11 protein-coding genes are annotated in these 16,728 nt (G+C 32.2%); 5 read left to right on the top strand and 6 right to left on the bottom strand.

The window, feature by feature from the left end; translation table 11 throughout:
- Nucleotides 1–19 precede the first annotated feature (19 nt).
- A complete protein-coding gene (clpX, locus tag ACZ451_RS10140; RefSeq protein WP_464212016.1) occupies nt 20–1,255 on the top strand; it encodes an ATP-dependent Clp protease ATP-binding subunit ClpX in 1,236 nt (411 codons plus the stop codon).
- On the opposite strand, the gene ACZ451_RS10135 is transcribed toward clpX, so the two are convergent.
- Nucleotides 1,252–1,809 carry a hypothetical protein gene (locus tag ACZ451_RS10135; RefSeq protein ID WP_464212014.1) on the bottom strand — a complete coding sequence of 186 codons (558 nt, stop codon included), beginning with the start codon at nt 1,807–1,809 and terminating at the stop codon, nt 1,252–1,254. The genes clpX and ACZ451_RS10135 overlap by 4 nt on opposite strands.
- A gap of 182 nt (nt 1,810–1,991) precedes the next feature.
- On the bottom strand, nt 1,992–3,506 hold the full coding sequence (locus tag ACZ451_RS10130; RefSeq protein WP_464212012.1) for a GH3 auxin-responsive promoter family protein: 1,515 nt from the start codon (nt 3,504–3,506) through the stop codon (nt 1,992–1,994).
- Between the two features lie 113 nt (nt 3,507–3,619).
- On the opposite strand from ACZ451_RS10130, the gene ACZ451_RS10125 reads away from it, so the two are divergent.
- Entirely contained in the window at nt 3,620–4,417 is a 798-nt protein-coding gene (locus ACZ451_RS10125) for a DUF2797 domain-containing protein (protein ID WP_464212010.1), read from the top strand.
- A gap of 16 nt (nt 4,418–4,433) precedes the next feature.
- On the opposite strand, the gene ACZ451_RS10120 is transcribed toward ACZ451_RS10125, so the two are convergent.
- Together ACZ451_RS10120 and ACZ451_RS10115 are read right to left on the bottom strand one after the other, a co-directional pair.
- Entirely contained in the window at nt 4,434–7,157 is a 2,724-nt protein-coding gene (locus ACZ451_RS10120; RefSeq protein WP_464212008.1) for an AsmA family protein, read from the bottom strand.
- Between the two features lie 75 nt (nt 7,158–7,232).
- A complete protein-coding gene (locus ACZ451_RS10115; RefSeq protein WP_464216919.1) occupies nt 7,233–7,943 on the bottom strand; it encodes a queuosine precursor transporter in 711 nt (236 codons plus the stop codon).
- 75 nt (nt 7,944–8,018) lie between these two features.
- On the opposite strand from ACZ451_RS10115, the gene ACZ451_RS10110 reads away from it, so the two are divergent.
- Nucleotides 8,019–10,118: a DUF5723 family protein gene (locus ACZ451_RS10110; protein WP_464212006.1), complete on the top strand. Its 2,100-nt coding sequence runs from the start codon at nt 8,019–8,021 to the stop codon at nt 10,116–10,118.
- Nucleotides 10,119–10,206: 88 nt separating this feature from the next.
- Here the strand turns inward: ACZ451_RS10110 and sppA are convergent, their stop codons facing one another.
- On the bottom strand, nt 10,207–11,970 hold the full coding sequence (gene sppA, locus ACZ451_RS10105) for a signal peptide peptidase SppA (RefSeq protein WP_464212004.1): 1,764 nt from the start codon (nt 11,968–11,970) through the stop codon (nt 10,207–10,209).
- Nucleotides 11,971–12,040: 70 nt separating this feature from the next.
- Here sppA and folK point away from each other — a divergent pair, with 70 nt between their 5' ends.
- Entirely contained in the window at nt 12,041–13,180 is a 1,140-nt protein-coding gene (gene folK, locus ACZ451_RS10100) for a 2-amino-4-hydroxy-6-hydroxymethyldihydropteridine diphosphokinase (protein ID WP_464212002.1), read from the top strand.
- Between the two features lie 160 nt (nt 13,181–13,340).
- On the opposite strand, the gene ACZ451_RS10095 is transcribed toward folK, so the two are convergent.
- Nucleotides 13,341–13,871, bottom strand: coding sequence for an RNA methyltransferase (locus tag ACZ451_RS10095; RefSeq protein ID WP_464212000.1), 531 nt, complete (start codon nt 13,869–13,871; stop codon nt 13,341–13,343).
- A 184-nt stretch (nt 13,872–14,055) separates the two neighbouring features.
- Between ACZ451_RS10095 and mutS the strand changes: the two genes are divergently transcribed.
- Nucleotides 14,056–16,668, top strand: coding sequence for a DNA mismatch repair protein MutS (gene mutS / locus ACZ451_RS10090; RefSeq protein WP_464211998.1), 2,613 nt, complete (start codon nt 14,056–14,058; stop codon nt 16,666–16,668).
- Nucleotides 16,669–16,728 lie beyond the last annotated feature (60 nt).

The following is a 16,728-nucleotide window of genomic DNA, read 5'->3' as shown; positions in this document are numbered from 1 at the left end:
TATAAAAGTAGCAAAGCATATGGCAAAAGAAAATCTAGAATGCTCATTTTGTGGAAGAAAGAAACCAGAAACAAATCTTCTGATTGCTGGTTTGGATGCGCATATATGCGATAGATGCATTGAGCAAGCGTATGGTATTGTTACTGAGGAGTCTAAGCAGTCTAAAAATGACGACTTATATTCGGAACTTGTTTTAAAGAAACCCCTTGAAATAAAATCATTTTTAGATACTTTCATTATTGGCCAAGAAAGAACTAAAAAAGTAATGTCTGTAGCGGTATACAATCATTATAAAAGACTATTACAAGCTTCATCTAAAGAAAACGATGTAGAAATACAGAAAAGTAATGTTATTATGGTTGGCCAAACTGGTACTGGAAAAACATTAATAGCGAAAACTATTGCCAAAATGCTTAATGTACCATTGGCTATTGTAGATGCTACTGTTTTAACGGAAGCAGGCTATGTTGGTGAAGATGTTGAAAGTATTTTAACCAGGCTATTACAAGCTGCAGATTATAATATAGAAAAAGCAGAACGTGGTATTATTTTTATAGATGAGATTGATAAAATTGCTCGTAAAAGTGATAATCCATCTATTACAAGAGATGTTTCTGGAGAAGGAGTACAACAAGGTTTATTAAAACTCTTAGAAGGAACTGTTGTAAATGTTCCACCAAAAGGTGGTAGAAAACATCCTGATCAAAAATTTATAGAAGTAAATACAGAAAATATATTATTTATAGCTGGTGGTGCCTTTGATGGCATTGAACGTGATATTAACAAGCGTTTAAACATGCAAGCTATTGGATATAGCGCTTCTAAATCTGAAGATAATTTAGACGAAAGCAATATTTTGCAATATATTATTCCTAGAGATTTAAAAGATTTTGGACTCATACCTGAAATTATAGGGAGGCTACCTGTTTTAACACATATGAATCCGTTAGATGCTAAAACATTAAGAGCGATACTAACGGAGCCAAAAAATGCTATTATCAAACAATATGAAAAACTATTTCATATGGATGATGTAGAGTTAGTTATTACTGATGACGCCTTATCTTATATTGTAGAAAAAGCTATAGAGTATAAATTAGGCGCAAGAGGTTTGCGTTCTTTATGTGAAGCCATCTTTACAGACGCTATGTTTACGTTACCAAGTAGCGATGATAAAAAATTAAAAGTCACTAAGACTTATGCTCAAGAAAAATTATCATTTGAAACAATTAAAAAATTAAAGGCAGTTTCTTAATATTGAAACTGCTCTTGTCTTTTTTCTTGTATAATACTCGTTAATAATTCCTGACACACTTTTTTAATTATTTTTTCATCAGAGTATAATTGATGTCCAAAACCTAAACTTAAGTTAATAGGTGTTCCTACTTTTTTTGCCCAATCATCAGTAGGTCTATAACCATCATTACCCCCGTATAACAATTTTGCAGCAAACTTTGGCTTGTCTTCTTCTAAACGTATTCTTGTAGCAGAAATAGCATACAAAGATTTAATAGGCAAACCCAATAAACCAGCTTTCCAAGCTATTGTTCCTCCGGTACTAAAAGCTAAATAGTGGCTAGGAACAGTTTCTTTATTCAATAAGTGAGCAACTGCTGTATCAATACCGCCTTCAACAAAAGCATTATGCAAATTTTCTTCACACTCTAAGGCCAAATTAATATGCGCTAATTCTTGACTGTCATAAAAAACAATATCATAATATTGTTGTAAATATCCAAAATAGGATGTAATCCATAGTCCTTTTTTTGTACCCCACATGTCTGAGATCACTACGAGTCTTTCTGCCATAAGAATTGGTTTTTAATAACTGGTTAAGGTTAGCGTTGGTGTAAAATTTAAAATTTAACGTATCAAAACCTATTTTATTTGTTTAGATGGTCATATTTTCGGTATAGATGACTTATAAAAAATAAAAATGTAATTTAATCTGACAAATTAAACAATACACCGATTACAATATAATACCTATCTTATGTATTCATTTGAAGTAATTCTTCTAAATAATTCCTTTTATTGCAAAGCCTTGGAATTTTATGTTGCCCTCCCAATTTATCGTTAGATTTTAACCAATCGTAAAATAAATTTTCTCTAGCTATATGCACTTTAGGCATTTTTAAGGTAATGTTATTATAACGCTTTGCCTCATAATCAGAATTTAAAGATTTTAATGCATTATCTAAAAACTCAGTAAAGTAAGCAATATCTTCAGGTAATTTTCGGAATTCAATAATCCACTCATGTGCTCCTTTTTCTGCATCTTTCATAAAAATAGGAGCAGCTGTATATTCTTTTATTTCGGCTCCAGTTTTTTTGCATATATTTTTTAGCGCTTGTTCTGCATTTTCAATAATTAACTCTTCACCAAAAGCATTGATATGATGTTTTGTACGCCCAGTTACTTTAATCTTATACGGATTTGTAGATGTAAAACGAACCGTATCCCCTATTTTATATCGCCATAATCCAGAATTTGTACTAATAATAATAGCGTAGTTCTTATTTTTTTCAACTTCCCAGATTGGTATTACCTTTTCAGCTGCAGTACCATAGTTTGTCATAGGAATAAACTCATAGAAAATACCGTAATCTAACATTAGTAATAATTCATCAGAATTATTACTGTCCTGGATGGCAAAAAAACCTTCCGATGCATTATAGATTTCATAGTACTTAAAATCTTTTTTGGGCAATAACTTTTTATATTGATTATGATACGGATCAAAACTAACACCACCATGAAAATAAACTTCTAGATTTTCCCATACCTGAAAAAGATGCTCTTTCCCTGCTTCTTCTAAAACATTATTTAACAGCACCAACATCCACGAAGGTACACCAGCCAAACTTGTTACATTCTCTTGGGTACTTTCTTGAATAATTGCTCTTAATTTAGATTCCCACTCACTCATTAAAGACACCTTACTACTTGGTGTACTACTCATTTCTGCCCAAAATGGCATATTATCTATTAGGATAGCAGAAAGGTCTCCAAAAAAAGAACCATTATCTTCATACAATTCTTTACTACCACCTAACCGAAGGCTTTTACCAGTAAACAACTGCGAGTTTTCATTATTATTTAAATAAAGGCATAATAAATCTTTTCCGGATTTATAATGGCAATCTTCTAAAGCTTCAGAACTTACCGGAATAAATTTACTTTTAGCATTAGTAGTACCACTACTCTTAGCAAACCATTTAATACTGGTTGGCCAAAAAATATTTTGCTCCCCCCTTCGGGTTCTTTCTATCATGGGCTCAATTTCTTCATAACTAAGCACAGGCACCCTTTCTGAAAAGGTTTTATAACTTAAAATGCCACCAAAACCATATTTTTTTCCAAGTTCTGTATTCTTTGCAATGGATAAAAGCTGCATTAATACTTCTTCTTGAACTTCATCTGGATATTTTAGAAAAAGTTCTATTTGGTGATAACGCTTTTTAAGCAACCAAGAAGCTATAGAATTAATTAGTGGTATTGGCATTTTTAGGTATCTTTATACTGCTCAATTTTAAAAAATTTCAGTTGATGAATTTAAGAAATCGTTTTTAAAATTGTTTTATTTTCATTCATAAAATTTAAATCAGATTCTTTTTTATGCAGTACGAAGGTGTTTTAAGAAAAATGCAAACCGAAATTGGGAGTCCCATACAATATTATATGGTGTTTAAAGACGACTTTTTAAATGTAAATCAGATTTTAAACAAAGAAATTTCAATCCATTTTATAAAATACCAATGTTTAAGTTGTGGTGAAGATAAACCTATTTATAGGCAAGGCTTTTGTAAAAACTGCTTTTTTGAAACGCCAACAGCTGGAGATTGGATTATGCGTCCAGAATTAAGTACTGCGCATTTAGATAAAGAAGACCGAGATTTAGCTTATGAGAAAAAAGTACAATTACAGCCGCATATTGTGTATTTGGCCAATTCTAGCAATGTAAAAGTTGGTGTAACCCGAAAAAATCAAGTACCAACACGTTGGATAGACCAAGGAGCTCATGAAGCGATTGAAATTGTAGAAGTGCCCAATAGATATCTAGCGGGTATTACAGAAGTTGCTCTAAAAGAACATGTTGCCGACAAAACCAATTGGCGTAAAATGCTAACCAATACTATTGATGATGAAAATCTAATAGAATGGCGCAACAAACTAAAAGCGTTTATCCCTTCAGAAACGCAAGCATATTTTATTGAAGATAATAGCGAAACACATTTAGATTTCCCCGTATTACAATATCCAGAAAAAGTAAAAAGTTTAAACCTCAGCAAAACACCTCTTTTTACAGAAAAATTAGTAGGTATCAAAGGGCAATACCTCATCTTTTCAGACAACACTGTCTTTAATATTAGAGCTAATGAAGGGCTTTATGTAGGGTTGACTATTCAGCAATAATTAACCCTATATTACTTTATTGTACACTATCTTTTTTCTTTTTTTTCTTTTTACCTAACAAATCTCCAAGGATACTAGTAGCTTCTTTTACAACATCTTTTTTAGTGGCCACTGAATCTTTTTTAGTAGTCATAGTATCTTTTGCCTTTTTATTTCCTCCAAGTAAGCCTCCTAAAACATTTTTTACAGCATCTTTTGTATTATTTGTTTTTGTAGTAGCTGTATCTTTTTTATTTCCGTTTAATAATCCGCCTATTAAATCTGCTGCGGTATCTTTTCCTTTACTGATGAGTTTTTGTTTTTGTATCGCTACCAATTTACCTGTTATTGTTTTAACCCCAGAAGTAAGATCTGTAGAAACACTAGGTGAATTATAAGCTCCTCCAATAGTAGCCGTAACAGGAACCGTTACGTTTTCGAGTGCAGCATCATCAATTTTTGCGATTAAACTGGTTACTTCTGTTCCTAAATATTTTGCGGGTACATCTATAGTAGCTTTATAATTTAGTTTTTGATCAAAAGTGTGACTCCCTGTAATATTGATAGCAATATCTTGATATTTTACAGTAAATGGCTTCACCGTTACATTCCCATCTTCAAAAGAAAGTGCAGTTTTTAATCCTTTTAAATCTAAATTTTTAAGGTTAATAAAATCGAATTGGTTTCCTAAAAGACTTAAAACATTGGCTTGCTTAGGGTCTAATTCTGTTCCAAATAATTCTGCCAAGACATTACCAGAAACTGAATTCAAATTAGGCGTAAAATCATCATGTAATTGCCCAGAAATTTCTACTTCAGAATTTAGTTTTCCCTGAATAGCATTGGCAACGGGCGCCAGAACTTTAAACAACTCTAAACTTTTAAACGTTTCTCCAATAGTAAAGCTATCCATTCCTAGTTTCATATTAAAAATAGGCTCAGTTCCTTTAGTAGAAACGTTTCCACTAAATGTCATATTTCCATTAAAAATAGCGGAAGTCATATTTTTTAGCGTAGCGGTCTCATCTTTAATTTCTAAACTACCAGAAACGTCTTCTAAAACTAAATTATCATACAACACTTTTTTTGCCTTTGTAGTAATAGTAGCCTCTAAAAAAGATGGAATTTTAATTTGTTCAGAAGTGCCTTGTGTTTCTTGTGTTGTAGTTGTAGTTTCTTTAAATTCTTCAACCATAAAATCATTAACCGAAAAGGTGTCTGAATTTACATCAAAAGTACCTTGTATGTTTTCTTTATTAAATAAAAAACCTAGCAAATTAGTAATGGTACCCGCAGCATTAAAATCGGTCTGACCTATTTCTCCACTAAATTCATTTAAAGCCACTGTTTGCGGGTTAAAGGTAACAGCAGCTTTCTTTATTTGTACGGGGTGTTTCAATTCTTCGGAAGTATATTCAAAATTTTCAAGATCTAAATTTCCACTTGTAGTGGTATTTTCATATTGTTCTTTTTCCACAGATGCCATATCAAAAGCCGTTGTAAAATCTGCTACTAGTAAACCTTTTAAATCTAAATTAGGCGGTACTGGATACGCCTTAGATAAATTTGCTAAATTCATTTTTCCATCTAAATGCGCTTTTACTTTTGTATTGGCTAATAGATTAGAAATGGTAGATACCATATTAAACCTATCCTCATCTATTCCAAAAGAGAGTTTCCGAATCTCAACATAGGTATCTTCTGTAATTCCTGTTGTATTTTTAATTTCGGTATCGATGTATATATTTCGAACAGATTTTGGTAAATCTGGATATTTAAAAGAGGCGTTTTTAGAATTTATTTTGATATCAAATTTTGGGATATGCGTGTCGTCTATAATACCAGTAAATTCTCCAGCAACGCTAAAATCACCTGAGGTTTTTACATTTTCAATATTTTTAGCATATGTTTCTGGAATTAATGCTAAGAAGTTTTTAAAATCGGTAGTAGGTGTTTTAAAGCTTATGGCTAGCTCTTGGTTGGTATCGTTTAATTGCATATAGCCATCAAAAACCAAAGGCAACTGATTCACTAATGCTTCATTCTTTAAAAAGCTATATTTATTTTTCTCTAGATCTACGCCTATAATTGCATCTAGCGCTATAGGATTTTTAGATAAATAAGTAGTACTATCTAAAACAAAAGAAACTAATGCTTTTGTTTTGGTCTCTAATTCTGATGTGGATAAGGATAAATCTCCACTTCCAGAATGGTTTACATCTTCTAAAGCTAATTTTATAGCAGTACTAGCATCTTCATAAATAATTTTGGCCTTAGATAAGGTATATGATTGCATAGAGAGCTTAAAACTTTCTGAACTTTTTTCTTCAGCTGTAGTGCGTTCATCTCCTGCAACTTCTTTTGCAATATCATAATTTGCGATACCTTCTTTATTCACAAAAATATGAAGCAATGCATCATCAATAGTAAGGTTAGAAATAATGATAGGTTCATCTGCACTTTTAAAAAGTTCTTTAACAGACATATCTAATTTCACTTCTTTTGAAGCAAAAAGGGTATCTCCAACAAAAGGAGCTTGGTTTACCAAAGAAATTTCTTTTAGCGTAACTCTTGCATTAGGAAAACCGCTAAACAAACTTAAATCTGCCTCTGCAAAATCAAAATCTGCTGTAATAGTTGCATTTACTTTATTTTTAATAATATCAGCAATTTTACCTTTCAACAAAAAAGGTGCAGCTATTAAAATAATGACTGTAAGTAAAAATACAATTCCTACTATTTTTAAAATTTTCTTTTTCATTTTCAAAATGCTTTTCAAAGTATTAAACAGCTATAAAAAGGAAATGATATACGACATTGAAAACTTAATATAAAATTAACTTTCAAGGTCTATTTCTTCTCCTATTTCTAAGTTGAATCGTTTTCTAAATAGATATACGAAGAAATAGAGAAAAGGGGTGTCTATAAAGGCTACAATTATTTTAAAAATAAAACCACTTATAACTAAACCTGTAAATTTATCCCATGTTATTTGACCAAAAGTACACAACAGTAATATCACCGTAAAGGTATCTATAAATTGAGATGTAAAAGTAGAGCAGTTATTCCGAAGCCAAAGATGTTTTCCTTTGGTTAGTTTTTTCCAAAAATGATAGATTTGAATATCGATAAATTGTGCTAATAAATAAGCCATCATTGAAGCAAAAACAGCAATAATAGTGCTTCCAAAAACAGAAGAAAACACATCATTAGAAACATATGACCAATCTGTAGCAGGAACTAAAGAAGACACCGTTACAATTGCTAAAGAAAAAAATGAAGCTAGAATACCTGCAATTACAATCTGATTAGCCTTTCTTTTCCCATAGATTTCAGAGATTAAATCTGTAATCAAAAAAGTAATTGGATAAGGTAATAAGCCCACTGAAATTTCAAAAAGAGGAGCTCCAAAAATAGTAACATCACCAAAAGGTTTCCAATAAAAAAACTTCTGAAAAATAAGGTTAGACACCACTAAAGAGGTAATAAATAATGCTCCTAAATAGAGGTAAATTGTAAAAGCTAGTTTTTTATCCTTATGGGTTATCATCTACAATAAAAAAAATCTATAACAATTTTCAAAAAAAATTGACGTTAACTTCCTACAAACTAAACCAACATGATGAAAAAAATTATTTTATCAACCATATTTATTACGAGTTCAATGTATGTAAGTGCACAATCTTACATTGGCTATCTTACAGACAATTACAGTGGCGTTAATAGTGTTATTGCTAACCCTGCAAATATAGTTGATTCTCGTTTTAAATTAGATATTAATCTTGCTGGTGTAAGTGCTTTTTTTGCCAATGATTACTATGGTACAAGCTTAAGCAATGCACTAGAAAGTGACTTTAATTTTGACACAGATGGCATAAAATCGCCTACAGTCAATAACAATGGAAATGCGAATGTAGATATTATGGGACCTTCTTTTATGTTTAACATCAATAAAAAAAGTTCCATAGCAATTTACACTAGAGCAAGAACTTTTACAAATGCTAATAATATTAATGTAGAAAATATTGAAACGATTGATGATGGTTTTGATCAAAATTTAGATTATGCCATAAATGAAGGTGATATATTTACTTCTGCACATGGATGGGCAGAAGTTGGACTAAGCTATGCTCATGTTCTTATGAATAAAGAACAGCATTTTTTAAAAGGTGGACTTTCTTTAAAATATTTAAAAGGTTTTGGTAATGTTTATGGAAGTGGAGTAAATGTAAACGTAGATTTTGATGCCGATGGTACAAATTTACCAGGAGGTATTACCACTGGCGAACTAACTTCTACAGGAGAAATATCTTATGGGCGTAGTGCAGATTTTGAAGCAGACAACTATAAATATGAAGTACCAGAAAACGCAAGTGGTTTTGGTGCAGATTTAGGTTTTATTTACGAATGGAGACCTAAATATGAGGAGTACACAAAAACAAATACTAAAGGTGAATCCTATACATTAAAAGATGTAAATAAATACAAAATAAAAATTGGTTTATCTGTAACAGATTTAGGAGCTGTAAGCTATAAAGATGCTTTAGAAACCAGTTATGATATTAATGCTACTGTTAATGAAGATACTTTTGATAATTTTGATGGTATTCAAGAAACTTTAGATAATTTGTATACCCAAACAGATGCTAATACTGATATTAAAGCGGCGCTACCTACAGCAATACACTTAAATGCAGACTGGAATATTAACAATTATTTTTATCTGAATTTAAATACCGATATTGCTGCAACATCAAAGAGTAAAAGTAATACCAACAGCATTGCTAATGTTATTTCTTTAACGCCTCGTTTTGAGCGCAAATGGTTTAGTTTTTACCTCCCTATTAGTAGTGTTCAATATTCTGGCTTTCAAGTTGGTGCTGGCCTTAGAGCTGGTCCATTATATATTGGTTCTGGTTCTATATTATCTGTATTAAGCGGAGATAATAATAGAGGGGCAGATGCATATGCAGGTTTAAAAATACCAGTATACCAATCTAGACCAAAAGATAAAGATGGTGATGGTGTTTTAGACAAAATAGACAAATGCCCTAAAGTTGCTGGTCCTGTAGAAAACAATGGATGCCCTTGGGAAGATACTGACGAAGATACCGTATTAGACAAGGATGATACATGCCCAGAAGTTGCAGGACCAGTAGAAAATAAAGGTTGCCCTTGGGAAGATAGTGACGATGATACGTTATTAGATAATGTAGATAATTGCCCTAATGAGGCTGGCCCAGTAGAAAACAATGGCTGCCCCTACAAAGACACGGATAATGATGGTGTTTTAGATAAAGACGACTTATGTGTTGATGTTATTGGCACAGTAGCAAACAAAGGTTGCCCAGAAGTTGAAGTTACTGAAAAAGTTCAAAAAACATTAAATGAATATGCTAAAACAATTTTATTTAACTCTGGGAAATCCTCTATTAAAGATGAATCTACCGCTGTATTATTAGATATTATTAGCATTTTAAACGAATATCCTAACGCCAACTTTGTAATAGAGGGGCATACAGATAGTATTGGAAGCGCTTCTTTAAATCAAAAATTATCTGATTCTAGAGCAAACTCAGTTAGAGATTTCCTAATTAGCAAGGGTGTTAGCGCAGATAGATTAACAGCTATAGGTTATGGAGAAACAAAACCTATTGCTACTAATTTATACAAAGCAGGAAGAGCACAAAACAGACGTGTTGAAATTAATTTAAAAAAATAAATTACATTTTTTAAGCATAAAAAAGCCTCGACTAGTCGAGGCTTTTTTATGCTTAAAATCTATGGTTTTGATTACTTTTTCAATAAGACTATTTTACATCCAAGGCAAATGGCATTCTTGCTTGAATCCCTTTTTGTTGTAGACTTGCTTTCACTTCTTGTAAAAGCGTATATACCTCTACTCCTATTTCTTCTTTAATAATACGTTCTTTCACTTCGGATGAGGCACCTCCAAAATCTTCAAGAAGGCGCTCAAAATCAGATTTATATTTTGGATATTTCCTGATACCATAATTCTCTAATTCAACCATTTCAGCAGCAGCAGCAATGGCAGCATCTAAGCCTCCTAACTCATCTATTAAGCCTAATCTTTTAGCATCTACACCACTCCAAACTCTACCTTGCGCTATTTCATTAGCTTGTTCTACAGTAATGCCTCTACCAGATGCTACACGTTCTAGAAATGTAGTATAGGTAGCTTCTACGCCTTCTTGCATGGTTTTTCTAAAGGTATCCGTCATTGGTTCAAAAACAGAATAGTCTACAGAATTTTTATTGGTACCCACTTGCTCAGCATTAATGCCAATATCTTCTGAAAATTCACTAGCATTAGGTATGGTTCCAAAAACACCTATAGACCCTGTAATTGTTGTTGGATCTGCAAATATTTTATCGGCGCCAGCAGCAATATAATAGCCTCCCGAAGCAGCCACATCACCCATAGATACTACCACTGGTTTAATTGCTTTTGTTAATTCTACTTCTCTCCAAATAATATCGGAAACTAACGCACTTCCACCAGGAGAATTAACACGTAAAACAATTGCTTTTACCGCATCATCTTCTCTAGCTTTCTTTAAAGATTTATTAATAATTCCTTGACCAATTACTGTTGGACTTCCTTCTCCAAACATAATTTCTCCTTGCGCATATATCACCGCAATTTTATCGGCTCCTTTATATATTTTTTTCAGATTAGAAGTACCTATATAGTCACTTAAACTAATATAATTAAGATCGTCTTCTAAAGCTACCTCAGTAAGTTCTTTTAATTTAGTCTCATATTCATCATGAAATAAAATATCATCTATTAATCCAGATTGTTTTGCATATTCTGGAGACCTCCCTCCTAATGTATCTGCTATGATATTTAAATTTTCTGAAGTTATATTTCTACTCTCGGCAATATCATCTATCATAGCAATCCATAAAGAGCTTATAAGTTCTTTTATTTGAGTTCTATTGGCATCGCTCATGGTATCAGATAAAAATGGCTCTACAGCACTTTTATATTTCCCATGCCGAATTACTTCCATTTTAATTCCTGTTTTTTCTTGCAAATCCTTAAAAAATAGCACCTCTGATGATAAACCTTTATAATCTAAATTACCAACTTTATTTAAATAAAGCCCATCAGCAATGGTAGCTAAGTAATAGTCTTTTTGAGTGTAGTAATCCGCATAAGCATATATAAACTTACCGCTTTCTTTAAAATCTTTTAATGCATTACGTATAGCTCTGGTTTGTGAAAGCCCGGAGACTAAAAAGTTATTTTTAATACTAATCCCTTTTATTTTAGAATCTTCTTTAGCAATTTTAATAGCATGCAATATCTCATCTAAACCTTCTGTTTTTTCAAACAAGCCCGCAAATGGGTCTTCAGAATTAGTGCCAACATAATCTGCAATAGGGTTTTGCAACTGAATTTCTAAAATAGAATTGTTTTTTACCAATTTAACATCTTCCGCACTACTTCCAATTAAAGCTACAAAGCCGATAAATATTAAAAATAGAACGCCAAAAGCAATTAAACATCCAAGTATTGCTGCCAATAGGTTTCTTAAAAATTTCATTTTTTGTTAATTATAATTTGCCGCAAATATAACCATTGTTAAATTGTTTTATTTACTTTGCTGTTCAATTATGAATGATCTAAAAACTGTTTATTTATCGCTGGGTAGTAATCTAGGAAACAAGCTGTATCAATTACAAAGGGCTATTTTTTCTATTGGCGAAAAAGTTGGTACTATACTAGACATTTCTAATGTGTATGAGTCCGCTTCTTGGGGCTTTGACTCAGATGATTTTTTAAATAGTTGTATTAGTGTTAGAACGCGTTTAAGCCCTATCCTTCTTTTAGAAAAAATTAAAGAAATTGAAAAAACATTAGGAAGAGAAGAGTATACAGGAGAAGGATACCAAGCCAGAAGTATTGATATTGATATCATTTATTATGAGCATGAGATTGTGCAAACAGACCTCTTGGTAATTCCGCATCCATCTTTAGAACAAAGGCAATTTGTGTTACGTCCTTTAAACGATATTGCCCCTCAATTTTACCATCCTATACACAATAAAGATACTCGGAACTTTATGCAAATGTGTAGAGACAAAACACCCATAAAAAAAACGAATTTAAAACTATATAAAACACAAGAATATTTATTTTCTAAGTTAAACTACATCGCTATTGAAGGTAATATAGGAGCAGGAAAAACAACACTAGCCAATAAAATTGCTGAAGACTTTAATGCTAAATTAATTTTAGAACAGTTTGCAGAGAACCCTTTTTTGCCAAAATTTTACAAAAACCAAGCGAGATATGCTTTTCCTTTAGAGATGTCTTTTTTAGCAGAACGCTACCAACAGTTTACCGATGATACTTCGCAGTTTGACCTTTTTAAAAGTTTTTTAGTGAGTGACTATGATATTTACAAATCGATCATTTTTGCCAAGGTAACTTTACAAGAAGATGAATTTAAATTGTATCGAAAAGTATTTAATTTTATGCATAAAGAGCTTAAAAAACCTGGACTTTATGTGTACTTATATCAAAATACTGAACGCCTTTTAGAAAACATCAAAAAACGCAACAGAGACTATGAACAGGGAATTCCGCCAGATTATCTAGACAAAATAAACAGAGGATATCTAGATTTTATTAAAAATGCTCCAGACCACAATACCTTAATTATAGACATTAGTGAATTAGATTTTGTAAAGCATAAAAAAGATTATGAAATTATAATTGAAAAAATAACTGAGTTCAGCGTATCCTTATAACCTTAACATTTTTTTAGTTTTTTATTTGTGTAAAACAAAAGCTTTTCTTTAATTGCAGCTATAAATAAGTAAATTATATTTATTTACCGGTTTTAGACTAACTAACTCAAACTAGATAATCCTCTGATCTCCTTTATAAAAGGTCAGAGGTTTTTTTAGTTTACGAATTTAATTTAGACCATACATCCCAAATTACAACACCTACACTTACGGAGATATTTAAAGAATGTTTGGTACCGTATTGCGGAATTTCTAAAACCGCATCACTTTCAGAAACCACTTCTTGCGAAACTCCTTTTACTTCATTCCCAAAAACCAAAGCATATTTACTAGTAGTATTCACCTTTAAATGATGTAACATAGTTGCTTGTTCTGCTTGTTCTACTGCTAAAACTTTATATTTTTTAGCTTGGAGTTCTTTTACTACTGTTAGCGTATCTTTTGCATACGCCCAAGCTACACTATCTGTTGCACCTAAAGCAGTTTTACGAATTTCTTTATGTGGCGGTGTAGCAGTAATTCCGCACAAATAAATTTTTTCTATTAAAAAGGCATCAGCAGTTCTAAAAACAGACCCTACATTATTTAAACTCCTAATATTATCTAAGATAATGATCACGGGTGTCTTTGTAGCTTGTTTAAATTCGTCTATATTTAAACGATCTAGTTCTTCATTTTTAAGTTTGCGCATTTCTCTTATCTTAATATTATAGACTAAACCTGTTAGGTTTTTAAAAACCTAACAGGTTTAACTTTATATAAGTTATCCCCAAAATATCAACAATACTAGAGCGTATCATGGGAAAACTGTACATTCGTTTTTGGAGGATTTATCTCCTTTAAAGTGATGCAAAAATAAGTTAATTAAATATTTTTTGGCAAAGACAAACAAAAAGAAGGTGACTCCTTTAATGCAGCAATATAATACCATCAAGAAAAAATATCCTGATGCTTTATTGCTATTTCGTGTAGGTGATTTTTATGAAACTTTTGGCGATGATGCCATTAAAACTTCAAAAATATTAGGGATAATCCTAACACACAGAAATAATGGAGGAGAAAAAACAGAATTAGCAGGTTTTCCACATCATTCTTTAAACACCTATCTACCAAAACTTGTAAAAGCTGGGCAGCGTGTTGCCATTTGTGATCAATTAGAAGATCCTAAATTAACTAAAAGCATTGTAAAAAGAGGGGTTACCGAATTGGTTACGCCTGGTGTGGCTTTTAATGATGATATTTTAAATGCTAAAACCAATAATTTTTTATGCGCTGTACATTTTGGTAGTACTAAAATTGGACTTGCATTTTTAGATATTTCTACGGGTGAATTTTTAACTTCAGAAGGAAACAAAGATCAGATAGACAAACTGCTTCAGAATTTTGCGCCGAATGAAATATTAGTTTCAAAATCACATAAAAAAGAGTTTCTCACCATTTTTGGGAATCAGTTTCATACTTTTTTTATGGAAGATTGGGTCTTTCAAGAAGATTATGCGCAGGAAACCTTAACCAATCATTTTAACACAAAAAGTTTAAAAGGTTTTGGAGTAGACCATTTAACGCAAGGTGTTATTGCAGCTGGGGTAGCCTTACATTATCTTTCTGAAACCCAGCATAGGCAATTACAACATATTAGCAGCTTACAACGTATTGCAGAAGAAGAATATATTTGGATGGATCGTTTTACCATTCGAAATTTGGAACTTTATGCTTCAAATACCCTTAATGCGGTTACCCTTTTAGATGTTATTGATAAAACCATATCGCCTATGGGTGGGCGCATGCTAAAAAGATGGTTGGCACTCCCCTTAAAAAACATCGAAAAAATAAAAAGAAGACATCAGGTTATTTCTTATTTAACGGATCATAATACCATACACGAAAAATTACAGCATTATATAAAACAAATTGGTGATCTAGAACGCCTTATTTCTAAAGTAGCTACGGGGAAAATTAACCCTAAAGAAGTGATACAGCTTAAAAACTCATTAGAAGCTATTGTCCCTATAAAACAGCTTGCAATAGAAAGTAATAACGACGCGGTGAAACTTATTGGAGACCAACTCCATTCTTGTGATCTATTACGAGAAAAAATAAAGGAAATGATTGCTGAAGATGCTCCTGTAAATATGCTAAAAGGAGCTACAATTGCAGAAGGCTATTCAGAAGAATTAGACGAATTACGTGGACTAGCTTTTTCTGGTAAAGATTACCTGAATAAAATGCTGGAGCGCGAAACGGAAAAAACAGGAATAAGCTCATTAAAAATAGCTTCAAATAATGTCTTTGGGTATTATATTGAAGTTCGGAATACACATAAAGACAAGGTACCCCAAGATTGGATTAGAAAACAAACCCTTGTAAATGCAGAGCGTTATATTACCGAAGAGCTAAAAGAATACGAAGCTAAAATTCTAGGAGCCGAAGAGCGCATACAAATTTTAGAGCAGCAGTTATTTTCAAAACTCATTGTATGGATGCAAGAATATATTGCTCCAGTACAAAACAACGCACAACAAATTGCACAATTAGATTGTCTTTGTGGTTTTACGCAACTTGCTAAAGAAAATCAGTATGTTGCTCCACAACTAAACAATACTACAGCAATTGAAATTAAAAACGGAAGACATCCTGTTATCGAAAAACAATTGCCACCTGGAGAAGTTTATATTGCCAATGATGTTATTTTAAATAGAGAAGAACAGCAAATTATTATGATTACGGGACCTAATATGAGTGGTAAATCTGCTATATTAAGGCAAACTGCCCTTATTGTACTCCTAGCGCAAATGGGAAGTTTTGTGCCTGCAGAAGCTGCAAAAATTGGTTATGTAGATAAGATTTTTACACGTGTTGGTGCTAGTGATAATATTTCTATGGGCGAATCTACTTTTATGGTAGAAATGAATGAAACGGCTTCTATTCTAAATAATTTATCGGAACGGAGCTTAGTTTTACTAGATGAAATTGGTAGAGGTACCAGCACTTATGATGGTATTTCTATTGCTTGGGCTATTTCTGAGTATTTACACGAGCATCCCGCCAGAGCAAAAACTTTATTTGCTACACATTACCATGAAATTAATGAAATGGCGACCACTTTTGAACGGATTAAAAACTACAATGTTTCTGTAAAAGAGCTAAAAGACAATGTGCTTTTTTTAAGAAAATTAACCCCTGGTGGTAGTGAGCATAGTTTTGGAATTCATGTCGCAAAAATGTCAGGAATGCCGCAACAGGTAATAAGCAAGGCAAATAAGATTCTAAAGAAATTAGAAAAATCGCATTCTAGTGAGGAGCTTACCGATAAATTGGTAGCGGCACAAGACGAAATGCAACTGAGTTTTTTTAATTTAGATGATCCTTTATTAGAACAAATTAAAGAAGAAATTACCCATTTAGATATCGATACGCTTACCCCGGTGGAGGCGTTAATGAAACTAAATGAAATTAAGCGTTTACTGCTTAAAAAGAAAGAAGCCTAACCTATTGGTTTATAGCCCCTCAGGTAAAGCTTATTCATAGAATCAAAAAAAGGAGTATTT

This window comes from Allocellulophaga tsushimaensis, assembly GCF_055383085.1.
The sequence above is the reverse complement of the archived record's forward strand: the minus strand, read 5'-3'. Positions and strand labels throughout refer to the sequence as shown.

Coding starts and splice junctions, on each gene's coding strand:
- clpX (WP_464212016.1), top strand. CDS start 20: ATGGCAAAAGAAAATCTAGAATGCTCATTTTGTGGAAGAAAGAAACCA.
- ACZ451_RS10135 (WP_464212014.1), bottom strand. CDS start 1,809: ATGGCAGAAAGACTCGTAGTGATCTCAGACATGTGGGGTACAAAAAAA.
- ACZ451_RS10130 (WP_464212012.1), bottom strand. CDS start 3,506: ATGCCAATACCACTAATTAATTCTATAGCTTCTTGGTTGCTTAAAAAG.
- ACZ451_RS10125 (WP_464212010.1), top strand. CDS start 3,620: ATGCAGTACGAAGGTGTTTTAAGAAAAATGCAAACCGAAATTGGGAGT.
- ACZ451_RS10120 (WP_464212008.1), bottom strand. CDS start 7,157: ATGAAAAAGAAAATTTTAAAAATAGTAGGAATTGTATTTTTACTTACA.
- ACZ451_RS10110 (WP_464212006.1), top strand. CDS start 8,019: ATGAAAAAAATTATTTTATCAACCATATTTATTACGAGTTCAATGTAT.
- sppA (WP_464212004.1), bottom strand. CDS start 11,970: ATGAAATTTTTAAGAAACCTATTGGCAGCAATACTTGGATGTTTAATT.
- folK (WP_464212002.1), top strand. CDS start 12,041: ATGAATGATCTAAAAACTGTTTATTTATCGCTGGGTAGTAATCTAGGA.
- ACZ451_RS10095 (WP_464212000.1), bottom strand. CDS start 13,871: ATGCGCAAACTTAAAAATGAAGAACTAGATCGTTTAAATATAGACGAA.